This window comes from Trichococcus pasteurii (genome assembly GCF_900112935.1).
Classification (GTDB): domain Bacteria; phylum Bacillota; class Bacilli; order Lactobacillales; family Aerococcaceae; genus Trichococcus; species Trichococcus pasteurii.
Genome location: NZ_FONM01000005.1, coordinates 94,007 through 111,319 on the forward strand (window position 1 = coordinate 94,007; position 17,313 = coordinate 111,319).

General features: G+C 49.6%; 17 protein-coding genes and 1 other annotated feature. Of the genes, 14 read left to right on the plus strand and 3 right to left on the minus strand.

Annotation, left to right across the window (positions count from 1 at the left end; translation table 11 throughout):
- Nucleotides 1–11 precede the first annotated feature (11 nt).
- A complete protein-coding gene (locus BM184_RS06485) occupies nt 12–914 on the plus strand; it encodes a radical SAM protein (RefSeq protein ID WP_086943151.1) in 903 nt (300 codons plus the stop codon).
- Between the two features lie 11 nt (nt 915–925).
- Nucleotides 926–2,179, plus strand: a complete 1,254-nt coding sequence (locus BM184_RS06490; protein WP_086943150.1) for a coproporphyrinogen-III oxidase family protein — start codon at nt 926–928, stop codon at nt 2,177–2,179.
- 286 nt (nt 2,180–2,465) lie between these two features.
- On the opposite strand, the gene BM184_RS06495 is transcribed toward BM184_RS06490, so the two are convergent.
- The gene (locus BM184_RS06495; protein WP_218150994.1) at nt 2,466–3,701 is read right to left on the minus strand and encodes an MFS transporter; all 1,236 of its coding nucleotides are present in this window, start codon (nt 3,699–3,701) and stop codon (nt 2,466–2,468) included.
- Nucleotides 3,702–3,876: 175 nt separating this feature from the next.
- On the opposite strand from BM184_RS06495, the gene BM184_RS06500 reads away from it, so the two are divergent.
- The 4 genes from BM184_RS06500 (at nt 3,877) to BM184_RS06515 (ending at nt 6,059) form a co-directional block, all read left to right on the plus strand.
- The gene (locus BM184_RS06500) at nt 3,877–4,401 is read left to right on the plus strand and encodes an SOUL family heme-binding protein (RefSeq protein WP_177208569.1); all 525 of its coding nucleotides are present in this window, start codon (nt 3,877–3,879) and stop codon (nt 4,399–4,401) included.
- Nucleotides 4,402–4,470: 69 nt separating this feature from the next.
- Nucleotides 4,471–5,043 (plus strand): ribonuclease domain-containing protein, encoded by a 573-nt coding sequence (locus tag BM184_RS06505; protein WP_218150995.1) that lies wholly within the window; start codon nt 4,471–4,473, stop codon nt 5,041–5,043.
- Between the two features lie 6 nt (nt 5,044–5,049).
- Complete coding sequence (locus tag BM184_RS06510) at nt 5,050–5,334, plus strand: barstar family protein (RefSeq protein ID WP_086943238.1); 285 nt, start codon at nt 5,050–5,052, stop codon at nt 5,332–5,334.
- 188 nt (nt 5,335–5,522) lie between these two features.
- The gene (locus BM184_RS06515) at nt 5,523–6,059 is read left to right on the plus strand and encodes a dihydrofolate reductase family protein (protein WP_086943148.1); all 537 of its coding nucleotides are present in this window, start codon (nt 5,523–5,525) and stop codon (nt 6,057–6,059) included.
- 12 nt (nt 6,060–6,071) lie between these two features.
- Here the strand turns inward: BM184_RS06515 and BM184_RS06520 are convergent, their stop codons facing one another.
- Complete coding sequence (locus BM184_RS06520) at nt 6,072–6,728, minus strand: DNA alkylation repair protein (protein ID WP_086943147.1); 657 nt, start codon at nt 6,726–6,728, stop codon at nt 6,072–6,074.
- Between the two features lie 106 nt (nt 6,729–6,834).
- Here BM184_RS06520 and BM184_RS06525 point away from each other — a divergent pair, with 106 nt between their 5' ends.
- From BM184_RS06525 to BM184_RS06560, 8 genes are all read left to right on the plus strand, one after another.
- Nucleotides 6,835–7,593 carry an alpha/beta hydrolase gene (locus BM184_RS06525; RefSeq protein ID WP_086943146.1) on the plus strand — a complete coding sequence of 253 codons (759 nt, stop codon included), beginning with the start codon at nt 6,835–6,837 and terminating at the stop codon, nt 7,591–7,593.
- 48 nt (nt 7,594–7,641) lie between these two features.
- Complete coding sequence (locus BM184_RS06530; protein WP_086943145.1) at nt 7,642–8,253, plus strand: GNAT family N-acetyltransferase; 612 nt, start codon at nt 7,642–7,644, stop codon at nt 8,251–8,253.
- A gap of 63 nt (nt 8,254–8,316) precedes the next feature.
- Nucleotides 8,317–8,587 (plus strand) — a binding site (T-box leader).
- A gap of 120 nt (nt 8,588–8,707) precedes the next feature.
- Complete coding sequence (gene argS, locus BM184_RS06535) at nt 8,708–10,405, plus strand: arginine--tRNA ligase (protein WP_086943144.1); 1,698 nt, start codon at nt 8,708–8,710, stop codon at nt 10,403–10,405.
- A gap of 444 nt (nt 10,406–10,849) precedes the next feature.
- Nucleotides 10,850–12,379: a ClC family H(+)/Cl(-) exchange transporter gene (locus BM184_RS06540; protein WP_086943237.1), complete on the plus strand. Its 1,530-nt coding sequence runs from the start codon at nt 10,850–10,852 to the stop codon at nt 12,377–12,379.
- Nucleotides 12,380–12,477: 98 nt separating this feature from the next.
- Nucleotides 12,478–12,954: a GyrI-like domain-containing protein gene (locus BM184_RS06545; RefSeq protein WP_086943143.1), complete on the plus strand. Its 477-nt coding sequence runs from the start codon at nt 12,478–12,480 to the stop codon at nt 12,952–12,954.
- 66 nt (nt 12,955–13,020) lie between these two features.
- Complete coding sequence (locus tag BM184_RS06550) at nt 13,021–14,424, plus strand: MATE family efflux transporter (protein ID WP_086943142.1); 1,404 nt, start codon at nt 13,021–13,023, stop codon at nt 14,422–14,424.
- 171 nt (nt 14,425–14,595) lie between these two features.
- Nucleotides 14,596–15,234, plus strand: coding sequence for an NAD(P)-dependent oxidoreductase (locus BM184_RS06555; protein ID WP_086943141.1), 639 nt, complete (start codon nt 14,596–14,598; stop codon nt 15,232–15,234).
- Between the two features lie 47 nt (nt 15,235–15,281).
- Nucleotides 15,282–16,028 (plus strand): class I SAM-dependent methyltransferase, encoded by a 747-nt coding sequence (locus tag BM184_RS06560; protein ID WP_086943140.1) that lies wholly within the window; start codon nt 15,282–15,284, stop codon nt 16,026–16,028.
- A 62-nt stretch (nt 16,029–16,090) separates the two neighbouring features.
- On the opposite strand, the gene BM184_RS06565 is transcribed toward BM184_RS06560, so the two are convergent.
- Nucleotides 16,091–17,287 (minus strand): cation:proton antiporter domain-containing protein, encoded by a 1,197-nt coding sequence (locus BM184_RS06565; RefSeq protein ID WP_245830728.1) that lies wholly within the window; start codon nt 17,285–17,287, stop codon nt 16,091–16,093.
- Nucleotides 17,288–17,313: the final 26 nt, after the last annotated feature.

Genomic DNA, 17,313 nt, shown 5'->3' on the forward strand with positions numbered 1-17,313 from the left:
AGGGGTGCATCATGGAACTGCGTTCGTTGCTGCAGTTGGCGTACTTTGGCGCCACGACGATTTTATTCAAAAGGAAACGGCCGCTGGTGGGTTCCATCATCCTGACCGACAAATGCAATTTGGCCTGCAAACACTGTGCCGTAAGCAACATCACCTCGATCATTTATCCTTATCCGCAGATCAGGGCTGAGATGCAGTGGCTGTACGCAGAAGGCGTCAGGATACTCTTTTTTTACGGAGGGGAACCCTTCCTTTGGAGAAATCAGGGCCACACGCTGCAGGATCTGGTCATCGAAGCAAAGCAGATCGGCTTTCTGCTCGTGAATGTGGTCACCAACGGAACGATTCAGGTGGATCTGCCGGAAGCCGATCTGGTGATGGTGAGCCTCGACGGCGGCAAAGAAAAGCACAACGATATCAGAGGAGACACCTACGACCGCATCATCGCCAATATCGAGAAAGCTTCCCGGGGTAATGTCTGCCTCTACATGGCAATCAACCAGATCAACAAAGGCGATATCAGGGCAGTCTGCGAAACGGCTTTGCGTACGAAAAACGTCAAGGCTGTTTCTTTCAACTTCCACACGCCTTATCCCGGGACGGAGCAACTCAAACTCAGCCGGACCGAAAAGCAGGCTTGCGCCAACCAAATTGAAGAGCTTATCGATGCGGACTATCCGATCCTGAATCTGAAGAGCGCGTTGCCTTATATCGTGAACAATACATTTCCGACACCTTGCTATCAATGCATTGTTGTGGAAAATGGAGAAAAATGGGTATGCGGGCGTTGCATCGACATCGAAGGGCTCTGCGCAGAATGCGGCTTCTTTTTCGCCGCTGAATTTTCGCTGCTTTTCAAAGGGAATATGAAAGTATTGCTGGATCTGTTCAGGACCTATCTGAAATATATTTAGGAGGTGAAGTTATGCGTTGGACATCATTGTTGCGGATATACCTTACCCGCTCGTTCAAGCCTTTCGTATTTGAAGGGACCCATGAGAATACACTGGATTTTGAAAAACTGGATAATCTGGGGCTGTATGTGCACATCCCGTTCTGCCGCTCGTTATGCAGTTTCTGCCCTTATTGCAAAGTGGTCCACAATAAACCGCAGGCGGATGCCTATAAGGTTGCGTTGCTGAAGGAAATCGATCTGGTCTGCAAGGGAATGTCCGGCAAAAAGCAGGCGACCAGTCTTTATTTCGGCGGAGGAACGCCTGCCATGATGTTGGACGATCTGAAGGACATCATCGCGAAGCTGAAAGAAAATTTTATACTGACAGGCGGAATCGGTGTGGAACTCCACCCCAGCGACATCACCGAAAGGAATCTGCAGAAGTTGAGGGATGCGGGGGTGACGATGTTGAGCATCGGCATCCAATCCTTCCAGGAAGACTGCCTACGGAAAATCGGGAGAAGAAACGACTCATTCGTCGAAAAGATCCGTTTGGTGAGAAGTTCCGGCTTTGACGTAGTCGATGTGGACCTGATATTTGCCATTCCCGGTCAGACCGACGCGATTCTGGCGAATGACATCCATACGGCCTTCGCCAGCGGGGCGACGCAGGTTTCGACGTATCCCTTCATCGACTTCACTTTCGCCGACAATGCCTACAAGCCGATGAGCGAAGAAGTAAAGCGGGAGATGCTGGAGCATTTGACGGATTATTGCCACGCAAATGGCATCGAGCGGACATCGGTATGGACATTCGCGCAGCGGCAAACCGAAAAATATTCTTCCGTCACGCGGGATGCCTTTCTCGGATTCGGTGTTTCCGCAACCACGCTGCTAAAGGATATCTTCAAAATCAATACGTTTTCGATTCCCGAATACATCAAGCGGATCGAAGGCGATGCTTTGCCGACCTCCTTGACGCTCCGTTTCACCAAAAGGCAGCGGGCAGTCTATTACCTGTTCTGGAGCGCTTATGCCATGCGGATCGATGCCGACAGATTCGAGGAACTCATCGGCACCCCCTTGAACCGGATGTTCGGTCTGGAACTGTTCTTGGCGACCAAGCTGGGCTATCTCAGGAAGAAAGGGAGCGTCTACGAGCTGACCGATAAGGCCGCTTATCTCTATCACGATGTCGAACAGGCGTATACGACAGCCTACATCGATAAGATGTGGCATATTTCAAGGCTCCAGCCGTTCCCTGAAAAGATCATCCTGAAATAGAAGATTAGAAAAGCGGAACGGGTTCGTTCAGCCCTGAAAGAAATTTAGGAAATCTGGCCCTGAATGAGCATCGTAGAGCGCAATGGGTCAGATTTATCTAATTTCCGAAGGGCTAACCCGTGAAGCTAGCCATCATTTTGGATGCATGGAACATTTTGCAAACTTGTAAATCACTTTTGATGATGCACTTTTATATTCAAATTATTGAATACTTTCATTCAACATCAAAAAGGCTGATTCCGTGTGGGAGTCAGCCTTTTGGGTAGGGAACAGAAAAAACATCGGATCAATTGTCCTCCGTGCGCAGCATCAGCACGCCTCCGATGATGAAGAGAATTGAAATGCTGGCGAGCCCGTTGCGCGAGTCGCCGGTCAATTGGCTCGTGAGCGCATATAGCGCCGGACCCATGATGGCGGCAAATTTGCCGAGGATATTGTAGAAACCGAAATATTCATTGGCGTTCTCCTTCGGCACAAGCTTGGCGAAATAGGAACGCGACAGTGCCTGGATACCGCCTTGCGAAGTTGCGACCAGCGCAGCGAGGATCCAGAATTCGACAGCAGTGGTCATCCGGAAAGCCAGCAGGCAGGCAAACAGATAAATGACGATGCCCACCAAAATCATTTTTTTACTGCCGAAGCGCTTGGCCAGTACTCCGTAGAGGATCGTGAAAGGAAAAGACAGGATCGGGATCACCAGCACGGCGATCATCAGCACATCAGACACGACCCCGATACTGTCGCCGAAGACAGCTGCCATGTGGATGATTGTGTTCAGCCCGTCGATGTAAAAGAAGTAGGCGATCAGGAACAGGAACATTTTCTTGTGGCTGCGGATCTGATGCAGCGTTTGGAAAAGCCTGGCGAAACTGTCATGGATGATATGTTCGCTGGCCGGGACAAAATAGCGCTGTTTCACATTGCGCAGCATCGGGATCGTGAAGACGATCCACCAAAAAGCTGTGAACAGGAAGGAGGCTTTGATGGCAGTCGTCCTGGGAATGCCGATTTTCTCTCCAAACATGATCAGCAGGATCGAAAGCACAAACGGAATCGTACTGCCCCCGATGTAACCCATCGCAAATCCGTAAGTGGACACCCGATCCATCCGATCCTCTGTCGCGACATCCACCAGAAAGGCGTCATAGAAAATGTTAGCGCCCGAAAAGCCGATTGTCGTGAGCATATAAAAGGCAAGCAGCAGGCGCCAATCGTCCGTGAAGCTCAGTGCGGCGGTTGCGACAACGCCGATCAGGAAGAAACTTTTGAACAGCCGCATTTTCCATTTCGGATAATCACCGATCGTACCGAGGATCGGGGCGAATACTGCTATAGCCAAAGTCGCGGCAGATGTCGCATAGCCCCAATAGGAATCCGCCAAATTCGGGGCTATGCCTACGCCGGTAGTGATCGATTTATAAAAAAGCGGCAGAATGACCGAGGAGATGATTATGGAGTAGGCGGAATTTGCCCAATCGTACATGATCCAACTTTTTTCCTGCAACGAAAAACTTTTCAACATGGCTTCCGCCTCCGATCATAAAAGTTGATAACGCTCTCATTTGCTTGTAATTTATTTATATCAGTTGTTGGGTGATAGCACAAGCCCCAAACCAGTCAAGCAGCCTATCTTTTCGGGAAAAAAGAAAATCATGGTAAAATTCAGCTATAGAGAACAGAATGGGGGAAGGGAAGTCATGGCCAAATATGAACGCCCGGAATACACAGTACTGCTGTCTGAGGAGCCATTCGAATTGCGGGAATACCGCGATTTTTACATCGTGGAATACGAAAACGCCAATGATCCGGATGTTGACAGCGGATTCGGCACCTTGTTCCGCTACATTTCAAAAGACAATCAGGCCAATCGAAAAATCAGCATGACTGTACCGGTTATCCAGGAAATGTCGGAAGAACGCACGAAGATGGCATTTGTTGTCCCTAAGGCGGAATGGGAGGATATTCCGCAGCCCAACAGTCCTGCGCTGACCGTAAAAAAATTCGCCAACGGCCTTTTTGCGGTCATCCAATACGGCGGTTATTCGAATGATCGGAAAGAGCGTGACATGCTGGAGAAGCTGGCGCAGTGGGTGCAGGAGAAAAAGTACCAGCCTGCTTCGAACTATATGCTGGCGTCCTTCAACGCCCCGTTCGTGCCGCCGATGTTCCGGCATAACGAAATCATGGTGCGGGTCGCAACGGATCAGGAGTCTACCAAGTAAATACTGGACAATTCGGTGTTCCTTTTGTATCGTATCGGGGGAACACACTTAGCAAAAGGGGATAAATGGATGAAAAATTTAAGAAGCGTCATGAAGGGCTTGTTCGCACTCTTGGCAATCATTTTGGCCGTATCGGTCAATGGGGTCGATTCGCTTTTCGAGGATCAAACACCTGACTCTTCGATCAGCATCGCCTCCAGCAGCTCGCAAGCAATTGAAGAAGGCATCCAAGAAACTAGCCCACAAAATGAGACGCAGGAATCGGCCGAAATAGTAACCAGCAACAGTGTCACGGAAGGGCAGCCCTATTCCACGAAAGACGAAGTGGCGGCCTACATCCACCAGTTCAACGAGCTGCCGCCCAACTATCTGACGAAGGATGAAGCCGAAGCATTGGGCTGGGACAACTCTGAAGGCAACTTGTGGGAAGTGACGGATGGGATGTCCATCGGCGGTGATTTCTTCGGCAATCGGGAGGGACTGCTTCCGAAGAAATCAGGCAGGACCTATTACGAGGCCGACATCGATTATGACGGCGGCTACCGCGGGGCGGAGCGCATCGTATACTCGAATGACGGACTGATTTTTTACACGGATAATCATTATGAATCGTTCGAACAGCTTTACGGGGAGGGGGATTGATTGAAGATGGAAATCATCCGTTTGGAAGGCAGGGAAATGACCGGCCGAAAAGCAACGCATGCCTATCTGAAAAAGAAATTGCACCTCCCCGAATATTACGGCAATAACCTGGATGCCTTGTGGGATTGTCTGACGACCGATTTTTCCGGGAAAATGATCATCCTGAATGATCCGCAAACCGTTAAAAGCCAACTCGGCGACTACGGATACTCCTTGGTGAGCTTGTTCAAGGAAGTTGCCGCAACCAACTCCGCCATCCGTTTGATCCTGGCCTACCCACTCCGAAGTTGATCCAAACCAACGAGCTGGGCAATACCCGATTGTCAACCTAAAACTAAGGCTCAAAGCAAAAAAAGACGATTCGTACAGAATCGTCTTTTTTTGCGGTTTTGTCAATTTCCGAACGAAAAATTCTTTCCTTGATTGTCAACCAGGCGTATAGTTGACTGTATGGCTAGACAAGTCAATGGGGTGATCAGATGGAAAAAAGGAAAGTCAGAGTCTACATCGCAGCCAGTCTGGATGGCTACATCGCGCATTCGGACGGAAATATCGATTGGCTCGAAAGTGTCGCCAGACCGGATGAAGATTACGGTTATGCCGCTTTCATCGAAACGATAGACACAGTCATCATGGGGCGGAAGACCTACGAAAAAGTGCTGTCTTTCGGCGGGGAGTTCCCGCATGCAGGCCGGGAATGCTATGTACTTTCCCGGGCAGAACGCACTCCTGATGGTCAGATCCATTTTTACAGCGGACCGGCAGAAGAGCTGTTGGATCAGATCCGGAGCAAACCCGGCAAGGACATCTTTATCGATGGCGGGTCCGAAGCGATCGCCCTGTTCCGTGAAAAGTGGCTGATCGACAGCTACACCATATCCATCATCCCGATGCTGCTCGGCGAAGGCATTCCGTTGTTCAAAGAGAACGACAAGGAGCAACCTTTGAAACTGGTGGAAGCAACCACATTCGATTCAGGTTTGGTTCAGCTCACTTACGAACCGATCAATGGATAAGAGCTTACCAGCTCAGACATACTTGCTGCCTTCCCTGATGCTCAGGTTGGAAAGATCATTCTTATGTACGGAAAGGAAGGCGCGCACCCAATCGGGATTCGTTTTGCTGAAATCGCGCAGGCACCAACCGATGGCTTTATTGATGAAGAATTCCTTTTGGTTAAGATTATTTTTGATGATTTCTTCCAATAACGCGGTATCCGTCTTTTCTTTGAAGCCGAGTTGATGATCGATGGCAACTCGACGCAGCCAGATGTCATCCGCCTCGCTCCATTCCAACAGGATCGGCTTGCATTCCGGATAACGTTGGACAATCGATCCGACAACCCCGTCCAAGCCATCGACGGTATCCCACCAAGATTTTGTCTGGATGTATTGCTTCAATTTAGGCAAGTCTTCCGGACCGAGGCAAGCCTGAATCGCCAAAAGATAGTCGACACCGGCATACTGGAATTCACGTTCATCTCGCTTGAAGCATTGGTCGACGAAATCGAAGTCGACGATTTTTTCTTTTTTTGCGGTCGCAAGAAATTTTTTATAGGCTGCTTTCCGCGGACCCGTTGGGATACCCAGGAACGGGAATTGATTCCGCATATAGGCAGACATCTGGGGGGCGCGTTCTTCATCGCGCAACGCCAGCAAAGATTCAAAAATGCCATCATACCACATGGTGTTAACCTGCCTTTCTGAGGTGGATGCGACTCATAAGTCACTCATCATGATTACTTTAGAATAGTTTCCAGAAAAGTGCAAACTGGATCCAAAGGAGGATACTATGGTAAATAACAGAAAATCCAGCTGGCTCCGAAAATGGCTGATCGGTTTGGCTGTGCTTACAGTGATTGCTGCAGGTGCATTCTTTTGGTACGTGAATGATTACTACCAAGCAACGACGGATGCGGTCGAGGCGCTGCAGTCGGATGAATCGGTTACCATCACCGAAACCGATGACGCGATCACCTTTGCGCCGAATGGAGAAGATCCGGAAGAAGGCGTCATCTTTTATCCGGGCGGAAAAGTGGAAGCAGAAGCCTATGCGCCTTTGCTGCGCAGGTTGGCCGAAGCGGACTTGTTGGTGGTAATCGTCAAGATGCCTTTCCATTTGGCGGTCTTTGATGCGGATGCGGCTGAAGCGATCATGGCACAGGAAAATGGGGTCGAGGATTGGTATCTCGCCGGGCATTCCTTGGGCGGCGTCATGGCCTCCAGTTTTGCGGCCGACCAATCTGATGAAGTTGCTGGCCTAATTTTCTTGGCATCCTATCCGTCCGGTGATTTAATCGACGTACCGTTTCCGGTCCTTTCCATCTATGGATCGGAAGACGAAGTCCTGAACCGCGAAAGCTACGACGAAGCGCAAGGGAAGCTGCCGGATGACTACACGGAAATCGTGCTGGCTGGCGGCAATCATGGCCAGTTTGGCGATTACGGATCACAATCAGGCGATGGAACAGCAACCATTTCCACCGTTCAGCAGCAAAAGCAGACGGTTGAAGCCATCACAGCATTCATCGAAAACAGCCACCAGCAATAATGCAGCGGATCAAACAATACGTGAGATTTGCATGAAGGGAAGACAAATATGACAGAAATAACGATGGCGAAAATGAGCCAATTATCGGAAACACAAAAAGAGGAAGTCAGAAAAATTTTCGTCACCAGCTACTATAAGGACATGAAGACGCTGCATCGCGATACCGAGCGCTTGCTTGGCGGATTCCGCAGACTGCTGCAGGAGGACCTGATCCGAGTTGCGATGGACGGGGATCGCCCGGTCGCGATGGTGGGTTGTTCGACCAACAAGCGCCGTGCGATGGAAGTGAACAAAGAGGATTTCTTGTCCAACTTCGGATTTATCTGGGGACATGTCGGTTATTTCAGTTTTCGCAAAGAATACGGCGAGCCACTGGCCATCGACGATGACACGCTCTATTTTGAATGCGTGGCGACGAATGAGGCAGACCGGCGTCAAGGCGTTGCCGGACAGATGCTGCTCAATCTGATCGAAACCGAACCTTACAAAACCTTCGCTTTGGATGTCGTCGACAGCAACGGGCGGGCACAAAGTGTTTATGAACGGATCGGCTTTCGCGAAATGCATCGGAAAAAATCCTGGATCGGAAAAATTTTCATGGACTACTCGGAAAGCATTTGGATGAGCCGTCCGAAGCATTTGCCGGGAGTACCGGAATAACGGGGCAGCAAAAAATCAGTTAGACAAACAGCGCCAATTTTGATATAGTGATACAGATAGTAACCACATTCATTGATGAAGAAAGTACTTCGAGCAATGTTCACAGCGAGCGGGGAAGGTGGAAGCCCGCAATGGAGCGAAGAAGGAAACGCACTTCAGAGAAAATGACTCGAAAACAAGCGCAGTCCTCTGTTCATCGGACAGATCGTAAGGAACGTTTGTGAGTAGCGTCATTCGGTTTAGCCCCGTTAGCGGTTCAAAAGGATAAACTAATCAGAGCCCATCTGTGTTGCTTTATCGAATTAGAGTGGTACCACGGATGTTCGTCTCTATTTTGCCAGGGCAGAATAGGGGCTTTTTTTATCGTTATCGCGCATTGTGATCCCTAAGAGAAGATACGTGATCCATTCATTGTGTGGATTAGCAGAGGCATATAATAAAGGAGCAGAAAAATATGGATTATAAAAAGATTGTTGCTGAAGAGATTCAAAAGCTGGTACCGGAGCATTTAAGCTACGACCAAGTGTACCAATTGCTGGAAGTACCCAAATATGCAGAACACGGGGACGTTGCATTTCCGGCATTCGCACTGGCGAAAGCACTGCGCAAAGCACCGCAAGCAATCGCCGGAGATTTGGCGGCACAACTGAACCATCCTTACATTGCGAAGGTGGAAGCAGTAGGCCCGTACGTCAACCTTTTCCTTGAAAAAGCAGCCGTTACAAATGCAGTCCTGCATGAAATTGCTGCCGAGAAGCATGCATTCGGAACAGCCGATATCGGCAAAGGCGGCAATGTTCCGATCGATATGTCCTCGCCGAATATCGCGAAACCGATCTCGATGGGCCATTTGCGTTCAACAGTAATCGGAAATTCTTTGGCCAACATCATGAAAAAAGTCGGCTTCAACCCGATCAAAATTAACCACTTGGGCGACTGGGGAACGCAATTCGGCAAGTTGATCGTCGCCTACAAATTGTGGGGCAATGAGGAGAAAGTCAAAGCTGAGCCGATCAACGAATTGCTGACTCTGTACGTGCGTTTCCATTCGGAAGCAGAAACAGACGATACTTTGAACGACGAAGCCCGCGCCTGGTTCAAGAAATTGGAAGACGGCGATGAAGAAGCTTTGCATCTTTGGGAGTGGTTCCGTTCCGAATCGCTGCAGGAATTCATGAAAATCTACGATATGTTGGGGATCACGTTCGATTCCTTCAACGGCGAAGCTTTCTATAATGACAAGATGGATGAAGTCGTTGAGCTGTTGGACAAAGCCGGCATCCTGACCCAGGACCGCGGAGCAACCATCGTCGATCTGGAAAAATACAACTTGAATCCGGCTTTGATCAAGAAATCGGACGGCGCAACGCTGTACATCACCCGCGACTTGGCTGCGGCGATTTACCGCAAACGCAATTATGATTTTGCGATGTCCCTGTATGCAGTCGGCAATGAGCAAAGCAATCATTTCAAACAACTGAAAGCCGTATTGAAAGAGTTGGGCTACGACTGGGCAGAAAACATGCACCACATCCCATTCGGTCTGATCACGCAAGGCGGCAAGAAACTGTCGACTCGTCAAGGGAAAGTCATCCTGCTTGAGGAAGTACTGAACGAAGCGACCGAGCTTTCCTTGAAACAGATCAACGAGAAGAATCCGACTCTGGAAGACAAAGAAGCAGTCGCCAAAGCAGTCGGCATCGGCGCCGTCGTTTTCCATGACCTGAAAAATGACCGTCTGAACAATTTCGACTTCGATTTGGAGGAAGTCGTGCAATTCGAAGGCGAAACAGGCCCATACGTACAATACACAAATGCACGCGGCTTGAGCATTTTGCGCAAAGCGGCAGTCGAACTGGACACGACCGAAGCTGCTGATCTTGGTTTGGATGACGCGTACGCATGGGAAGTCGTGAAACTGTTGAACAGTTTCCCTGAAATCATCCAACAAGCCTACGAAAAATTCGAGCCATCGGTGATCGCGAAATACACGCTCCACTTGTCCCAAGCATTCAATAAATATTACGGCAACACAAAAGTGCTGGTAGAAGACGATAAACGCAACGCCCGCCTGGCATTAGTCCAATCCGTAGCCACAGTCCTGCAAGAAGGCCTAAGACTCCTAGGAGTCCAATCCCCAGAAAAAATGTAGGATGAGATGATTCGCGGTTAGAGTTCGAGCACTAAGAGGACAAACACAAAGCGGACGCTTTTTGTCCGCGTGTGGTTGTCAGCTTAGGCGGAGAACTCTGCGAATCAGAACTCGACTATGTAGAGCGAGATGAATCCCGCTCTAGGAATCGAGCACTAACGAAATTTAGGAACAACCAGCCTGGTTTTGGCTGGATGGGCCTAAATAGCGTTAGGCACTCAAACGTCACAGTGCGACGTTTGAGGTCTTTCGCAATGTTTGTGCTGAACCTAATGACGCACCGTTTGTTAGGGATTCAGAACGCGTTTGCGTAGGATGAGATGATTCGTCCTTCTTCAAAATCAAAACCGCCTAAAATTATGCATATAGTTTTAGGTTTTTTGATTTTCATTGAACAATAAAAACAGAAAGAAGGGATAACCTGTGGATATCTACAGGAAACTTATGGCTGATGAGCGCGTCGTTTACCTTGCGAAAGGAACACTTGTGGGCTTATCAGCAGGTTTTATTATCAGTCTTTTCAGATTAGGAATTGAATTTATTTTAGAAACAGTAGTTGAAAGCTATCATTATATGCAAGAACGACCCATCTGGCTTTTGCCTTGGCTGCTATTTTCAATAGTGGCTGCCATCATTGTTGGCCAGCTAGTCAAAAGCGAACCCAACATCAAGGGCAGCGGCATCCCACAAGTGGAAGGGCAAGTCCAAGGGATTATGAAGCTCAACTGGTGGCCCGTGCTCTGGAAAAAATTCGTCGGAGGCCTGCTGGCGATCGGATCGGGCCTCTTCTTAGGAAGGGAGGGCCCTTCCATCCAATTGGGATCCGCAGTGGGACAAGGCATCAGCAGTCTCACAAAAGGGGATGACGTGGAAGAAAAAATCCTGCTTTCGAGCGGTGCTGGCGCCGGTTTGGCGGCAGCTTTCAATGCGCCCTTGGCAGGCTTGATGTTTGTCCTTGAGGAAGTTCATCACAATTTTTCCCCCTTGTTGGCCATCACGACCTTTTCCTCCGCGCTCGTGGCAAATTTCGTGTCCTTGAACATCTTCGGTTTGACTCCGGCGTTGGACATCGGCATGATGAACACGATCCCAATCGCCTACTACGGCTTGGTTATTGGTTTGGGGATCTTTCTGGGATTGAATGGCTGGCTCTACACCAAAGTAGTCCTGTCAATGCCAAAACTCTATGGCAAACTCCCATTCATCCCGGCGCGGTACAACGCAATCTTGCCATTCATTCTGGTTATCCCGATCGGCTATTTTCTTCCCCAGGTCATCGGAGGAGGCAGCGAGCTGATCCTGCATTTGAGCAATTGGCAACTCTCTTTGGGTATGCTGATTGGCTTGTGGGTTCTGCGCTTTGTATTTTCGATGATCTCTTACGGCGCGAATGTTCCCGGCGGCATTTTTCTGCCGATCTTATCATTGGGAGCGATATTGGGCGCCATCTACGGAAAAGCGGCTCTGACTCTGCTTTCGTTCGATCCGCAATATTTGCCGCATTTCATCATTTTTGCGATGGCGGGTTATTTCACAGCCATCGGAAAAGCACCTTTGACTGCCATCATTCTGGTGACGGAGATGGTTGGTGGGATGAATCAGTTGATGCCGCTTGCCATTTGTTCATTCAGCGCCTATATCACTGCTGATTTGTTGGGTGTGGATCCCATCTATGAAAGCCTTTTGGAAAGGCTTATCGCTTCGCACGACAGCAAGCGCATCGGGAAAAAATACCTATTTGATCTCCCGGTCATAGCCGAAAGCCATTTCTCTGGAAAAAAAATCCGTGACGTACGGTGGCCTGAAGATGTATTGGTGACCTCGATCCGAAGAGGCCAACAGAATGTTGTGGCTACAGGGAAGACCGTTATGCAAACGGGGGATGTGTTGCATGTTTTGACTGATCTGGGACTGGCCAAAACTGTTAAGGAAGAACTCAAACAACTGGAAATAAGACGACTTTCCGACATTTGATGCATCAGAAAAGTTTTTTTCTGAAAAGTATGCTATCCTTATATTGAAGTTTTCAAAAGTCGGTGCTTCGCAAGCCTTGATAGAGGGGGTTCTGTAAAATGGGAAGAATTTCAGACATCACATTGACCAATCAACCGGAACAGCGCATCATTTCCATCAAAACGGAAACGACGTTGAAAAATATGCAGACGAAGATAGAGGATTGCCGCGAAAAGATCCTGACCTATCTGAACCTGTTGGAAGAACTGCCTGCAGGTCCCTGTTTAACGATCTATTACTCATTCACGAAGCAAAATGTCGAAATCGAAGTCGGCTATCCAATCGCGAAGATGTTGCCGCCGCAGGATGATATCCGCATGTCCAGCATTCCGGCAGGGAAACGCGTATCCTGTCTGAATATCGGCCCTTATAATGAAATCCCGAAACTTTACCAGGAGATGGATCAGTGGATGGAAGTCCATGATTTCGAAACGAACGGCATCTCCTATGAAACCTACTACAATGGTGAAGGCTTCACGCCGCAGGAATATTTGACCAAAATCGAATTGCCTATCCAAGAGGCAGATGAAAATTAAAAATTATAGCTACAAAAGAGCGAGCCGTCGAATAGACGGCTCCACTTTTTTGGAAAGGAAGAAAATATGCAACAAAACAAACAGCCAGCAATGGCGGAAAACAAGATGGGTGTCATGCCCGTCAACAAATTACTGATCTCGATGTCCGTGCCGATGATGATTTCCATGCTGGTGCAAGCTTTATATAATGTCGTCGACAGCATCTTTGTGGCCCAAATTGGTGAAAAAGCCCTGACTGCCGTATCCTTGGCATTCCCGGTGCAGAACTTGATGATCGCTTTGGCGGTCGGTACCGGGGTCGGGATCAATGCCTTGGTTTCCAGACGCCTCGGGGAAAAAAATTACGAGGCGGCAAACAGCACGGCCGATAACGGCATTTTCCTGAATGCTGTGCATTTCCTGTTGTTCTTGGCATTGGGATTGTTCTTCATCCCGCTTTATTTCTCATTCCAAACGAAGGATGCAGAAATCATCGCCTACGGAATCGATTATCTGCAAGTCATCTGCGTCTTCTCGATTGGAGTATTCATGCAGGTCAGTATGGAACGCTTGTTGCAGTCGACCGGCAGAACCCTGTTCACGATGACGACCCAAGCGACGGGTGCGATCCTGAACATCATCCTCGATCCGATCTTCATTTTCGGCTGGTTCGGCGTTCCGGCGATGGGGACAAGAGGCGCTGCGATCGCAACCGTCATCGGACAAATAGCCGCGGCTTCATTGGCCTTCTTTTTCAACGTTCGGTTCAACAAGGAAATCACCTTGTCGTTTAAAGGGTTCCGCCCGGACATGCAAACAATCAAAAAAATCTATTCCATCGGCGGCCCTTCGATTCTGATGCAAGCTGTCGGCTCCTTCCTGAATTTGAGCCTGAACAATATTCTGATCCGTTTCACACCTACTGCGACTGCTGTTTTCGGTGTCTACTTCAAGCTTCAGAGTTTCATATTCATGCCGGTTTTCGGCCTGAATAACGGAATGGTTCCGATCATCGCCTATAACTACGGCGCCGACCAAAAAGATCGGATCAAGCAGGCCATCACCTTGTCGAAAAGATATGCGATGGCGATCATGTTCATCGGTGCTGCCATTTTCTTGCTGATGCCCGGAACACTTCTGCAATTGTTCAATGCATCCGATGAAATGCTGGAGATCGGTATCCCGGCTTTACGGATCATCAGTCTCTGCTATGTTGCTGCAGGCTACAACATCGTTTCCGGGTCTGTGTTCCAAGCCTTCGGAAGAGGCGGCCTGAGTCTGTGGGTCTCCATGATCCGCCAGGTCGTGGTGCTGCTGCCGGCAGCATACCTGCTTTCTTTGTTGGGGAACGTTTCGTTTGTCTGGTGGGCGTTTCCGATCGCGGAAGTCTTCGCATTGGTCATGAGCATCTATTTCAACAAAAAAATCGACAAAGAAGTCATCGCGAATATCTATCCGCATACAATCGGAGACGCTGTTCCGGAACAATAATAAAAATGAAAGCCTTGCAGAGCCGTATAGCGGTTCTGCAAGGCTTTTTTTATTGATTCGCGGGATCGGGTGTTTTCGGATCCGGATAAGTGTCCGGCTTTACTTTTATTCCCCGGAATCCTAAAATGAAAGAGACAGAAGGACGTTTGAAACCAGAACGGAGGGATTTCAGTGAAGATCGGAATCATCGGAGCAACAGGCAGACAGGGCAGGCTGATTTTGGAAGAAGCGCATGCCCGGGGACACGAGGTGACCGCCATCATCCGGAATCCCGCCAAGCTTGCGGACAAACAAATAACCATTATGGAGCGGGATATTTTCGATGTGCAGGTGGAGGATCTGAGAGGGTTCGATGTGATTGTGGATGCGTTCAATGCGTCGGCGGGGATGGAAGAGGAACACGTCACCTCGCTGCAGTCATTGATCGACGAACTGGAGCACCTGCCGGAAACGCGTTTGATTGTTGTAGGTGGTGCCGGCAGCCTTTACGCCGATCCGGGAAAGACAATCCGCGTCATGGAAACGGCCAATTTTCCCGAGGCCTACAAGCCCACTGCAACGAACATGGCCAAAGCTCTCAATATCCTGAAGGAAAGCACTGTGAATTGGACTTATCTTTCGCCATCCGCTTTTTTTGACCCGAACGGCAACCGGACCGGGAAATACGCGGAAGGTGCAGATACATTACTGCTGAACAGCGAGGGTGAGAGTTACATCAGTTACGCGGATTATTCGATCGCGCTTGTGGATGAAATCGAAAGAAAACGGCATCTAAGGCAACGCTACACAGTCGTCGGCGAGCGGCAGTAAATCCTGTTGCTGACAGCCACGGAGGACGAAGATCAGGAGGGGAAATCATGGAAACATTGGATTTGATCATCGATTTTCACAAAAATAACCCGCGCCAAGGTCCCGGCAGCCAACAGAGCACCATCAAAGCGCTTCAGTTTCTGCCGCAATTGACCCTGCAAGCGCAACTGCTGGACGTAGGTTGCGGAACCGGCGCACAGACTATGGTGCTGAGCGAACAGACGCCGGCCCATATCACTGCGGTTGACAGCAGCAAGGAATTCTCGAGCATACTGAAGCACAAAGTCCTGCAGCAAGGCATCACGAACCGCTTGACGGTCAAGGAAATGGATATGGAGCAGCTTGCCTTCGCTCCCGAATCTTTGGACGTCATCTGGGCGGAAGGCGCCATCTATAACATCGGTTTTTCCAGAGGCATCCGGGAATGGCGTCCGCTGCTGAAAAAGGACGGTTATCTGGTCGTTTCCGAAATCTCTTGGCTGACGCCGCAACGTCCGCAGATTGTGGACAAATATTGGACCGAAGTCTACCCGGAAATGGGGACGATCGCGGAAAAGATTGCCCAAGTAGAGGATGCGGGGTACATTCCAGTTGCTCATTTCGTCCTGCCCGAATCGGATTGGACAAGCCACTACTACCATTATTACGAGGCCAATGAAGCGGCCTTCCTGGAAAGGCACGGTCACAGCGAGGACGCGAAAGCTTTGGTGGAGGAGAACCGCCAGGAAATGAAGCATTTCGAAAAATACAGTGCCTACTACAACTACGTTTTCTACATCATGCAGAAACGATAAAAAATCGAGGCACCTTGTCCGTTGGATGGACAGGGCGCCTCGATTTTTTTGTTCAGTCTGCTTTAAAATCCGTTCACCTTCGTCAAGAAAGTCTTGTAGGTGCGATCTATGAAGGTGGCTCCGATCGGTGCGGTCAGGATAATCGCCAAGACGGCGACACTCAAAATGATGCTGCCCGCTTCGACTCCGGCAGCCAAAGGAATCGATCCGATGGCTGCTTGGACGGTTGCTTTCGGCGTATACGCCATCGCAGAGAAGATGCGTTCCTTCGCATTCAGGTTTGTTCCGGAGACAGCCAGGAAAACCGCTAGCATCCGGAAAACCAAAGCTCCGAAGATCAAGGCGACAGCTGCAAAACCGGCGCCGCCCAAGGACGTGATCTCAACGGCCGCACCAACCAATACGAACAGGAAAATTTCGGCGCCGGACCAGATTTTCGAGAATTTGTCATTGAGACGTTTAGCTAATTCCGGACGTTTTTTCAATAACGTCGCTCCCACCGCCATCACGCCCAACAGGCCGGAGAACGGAATGAATTTGGCGAATGAATCCTCCACGGTCACCAATAGGAAACAAGCGCTCAGCACCAGCATGACTTTCATCGTGTCACGGATATGGAATGCCCTGAAGAGGACAACCAGACCCAAGCCGACCAACAATCCGCCAAGCAGGCCCAAAGCGATTGAGACCGGGACGGAAAGCAGCGTGATGGCTTGGAACCCGGTGCCTGTATACATCCCCAAAAAAGAAGTGAAAAGCACGACGACATAAACGTCATCGACGGAAGCGCCGGCCAGGATCATCTGCGGAATCCCTTTGGCTTTGCCGTAGCCGCTCTCGATCAGCATGATCATGCGCGGAACGACGACAGCCGGAGAAACAGCCCCAAGGACGGTGCCGAGGATAGCGGCCTCCAACAGTGTGATGCCCAACAGTTTCGGCGCCAACAGGGTGACCGCCAGGATTTCGAAGGTCGCCGGCAAAAAAGTCATCAGAACGGCAGGCCGGCCGATTTTTTTGAGATCGCCCAGTTCCATTGTCAACCCGGCGCGCACCAGAATGACAATCAGGGCGATCTTCCGGATATCCGCTGAAATGGCCAGCAATTCCGGTGCCATCAGATCCATTCCGTAGGGTCCCAACAGGATGCCGGTCAAAATCAAGCCCAACAAGCCGGGCAGCTGGAGTCGGGTGAAGAGCGAACTGAGCAGAAAACCTAGAATAAGAATAAGCGCGATACTGTAAATCAATAGTTGCACCTCCAAATGGTTGCCGCCAAAAAAAG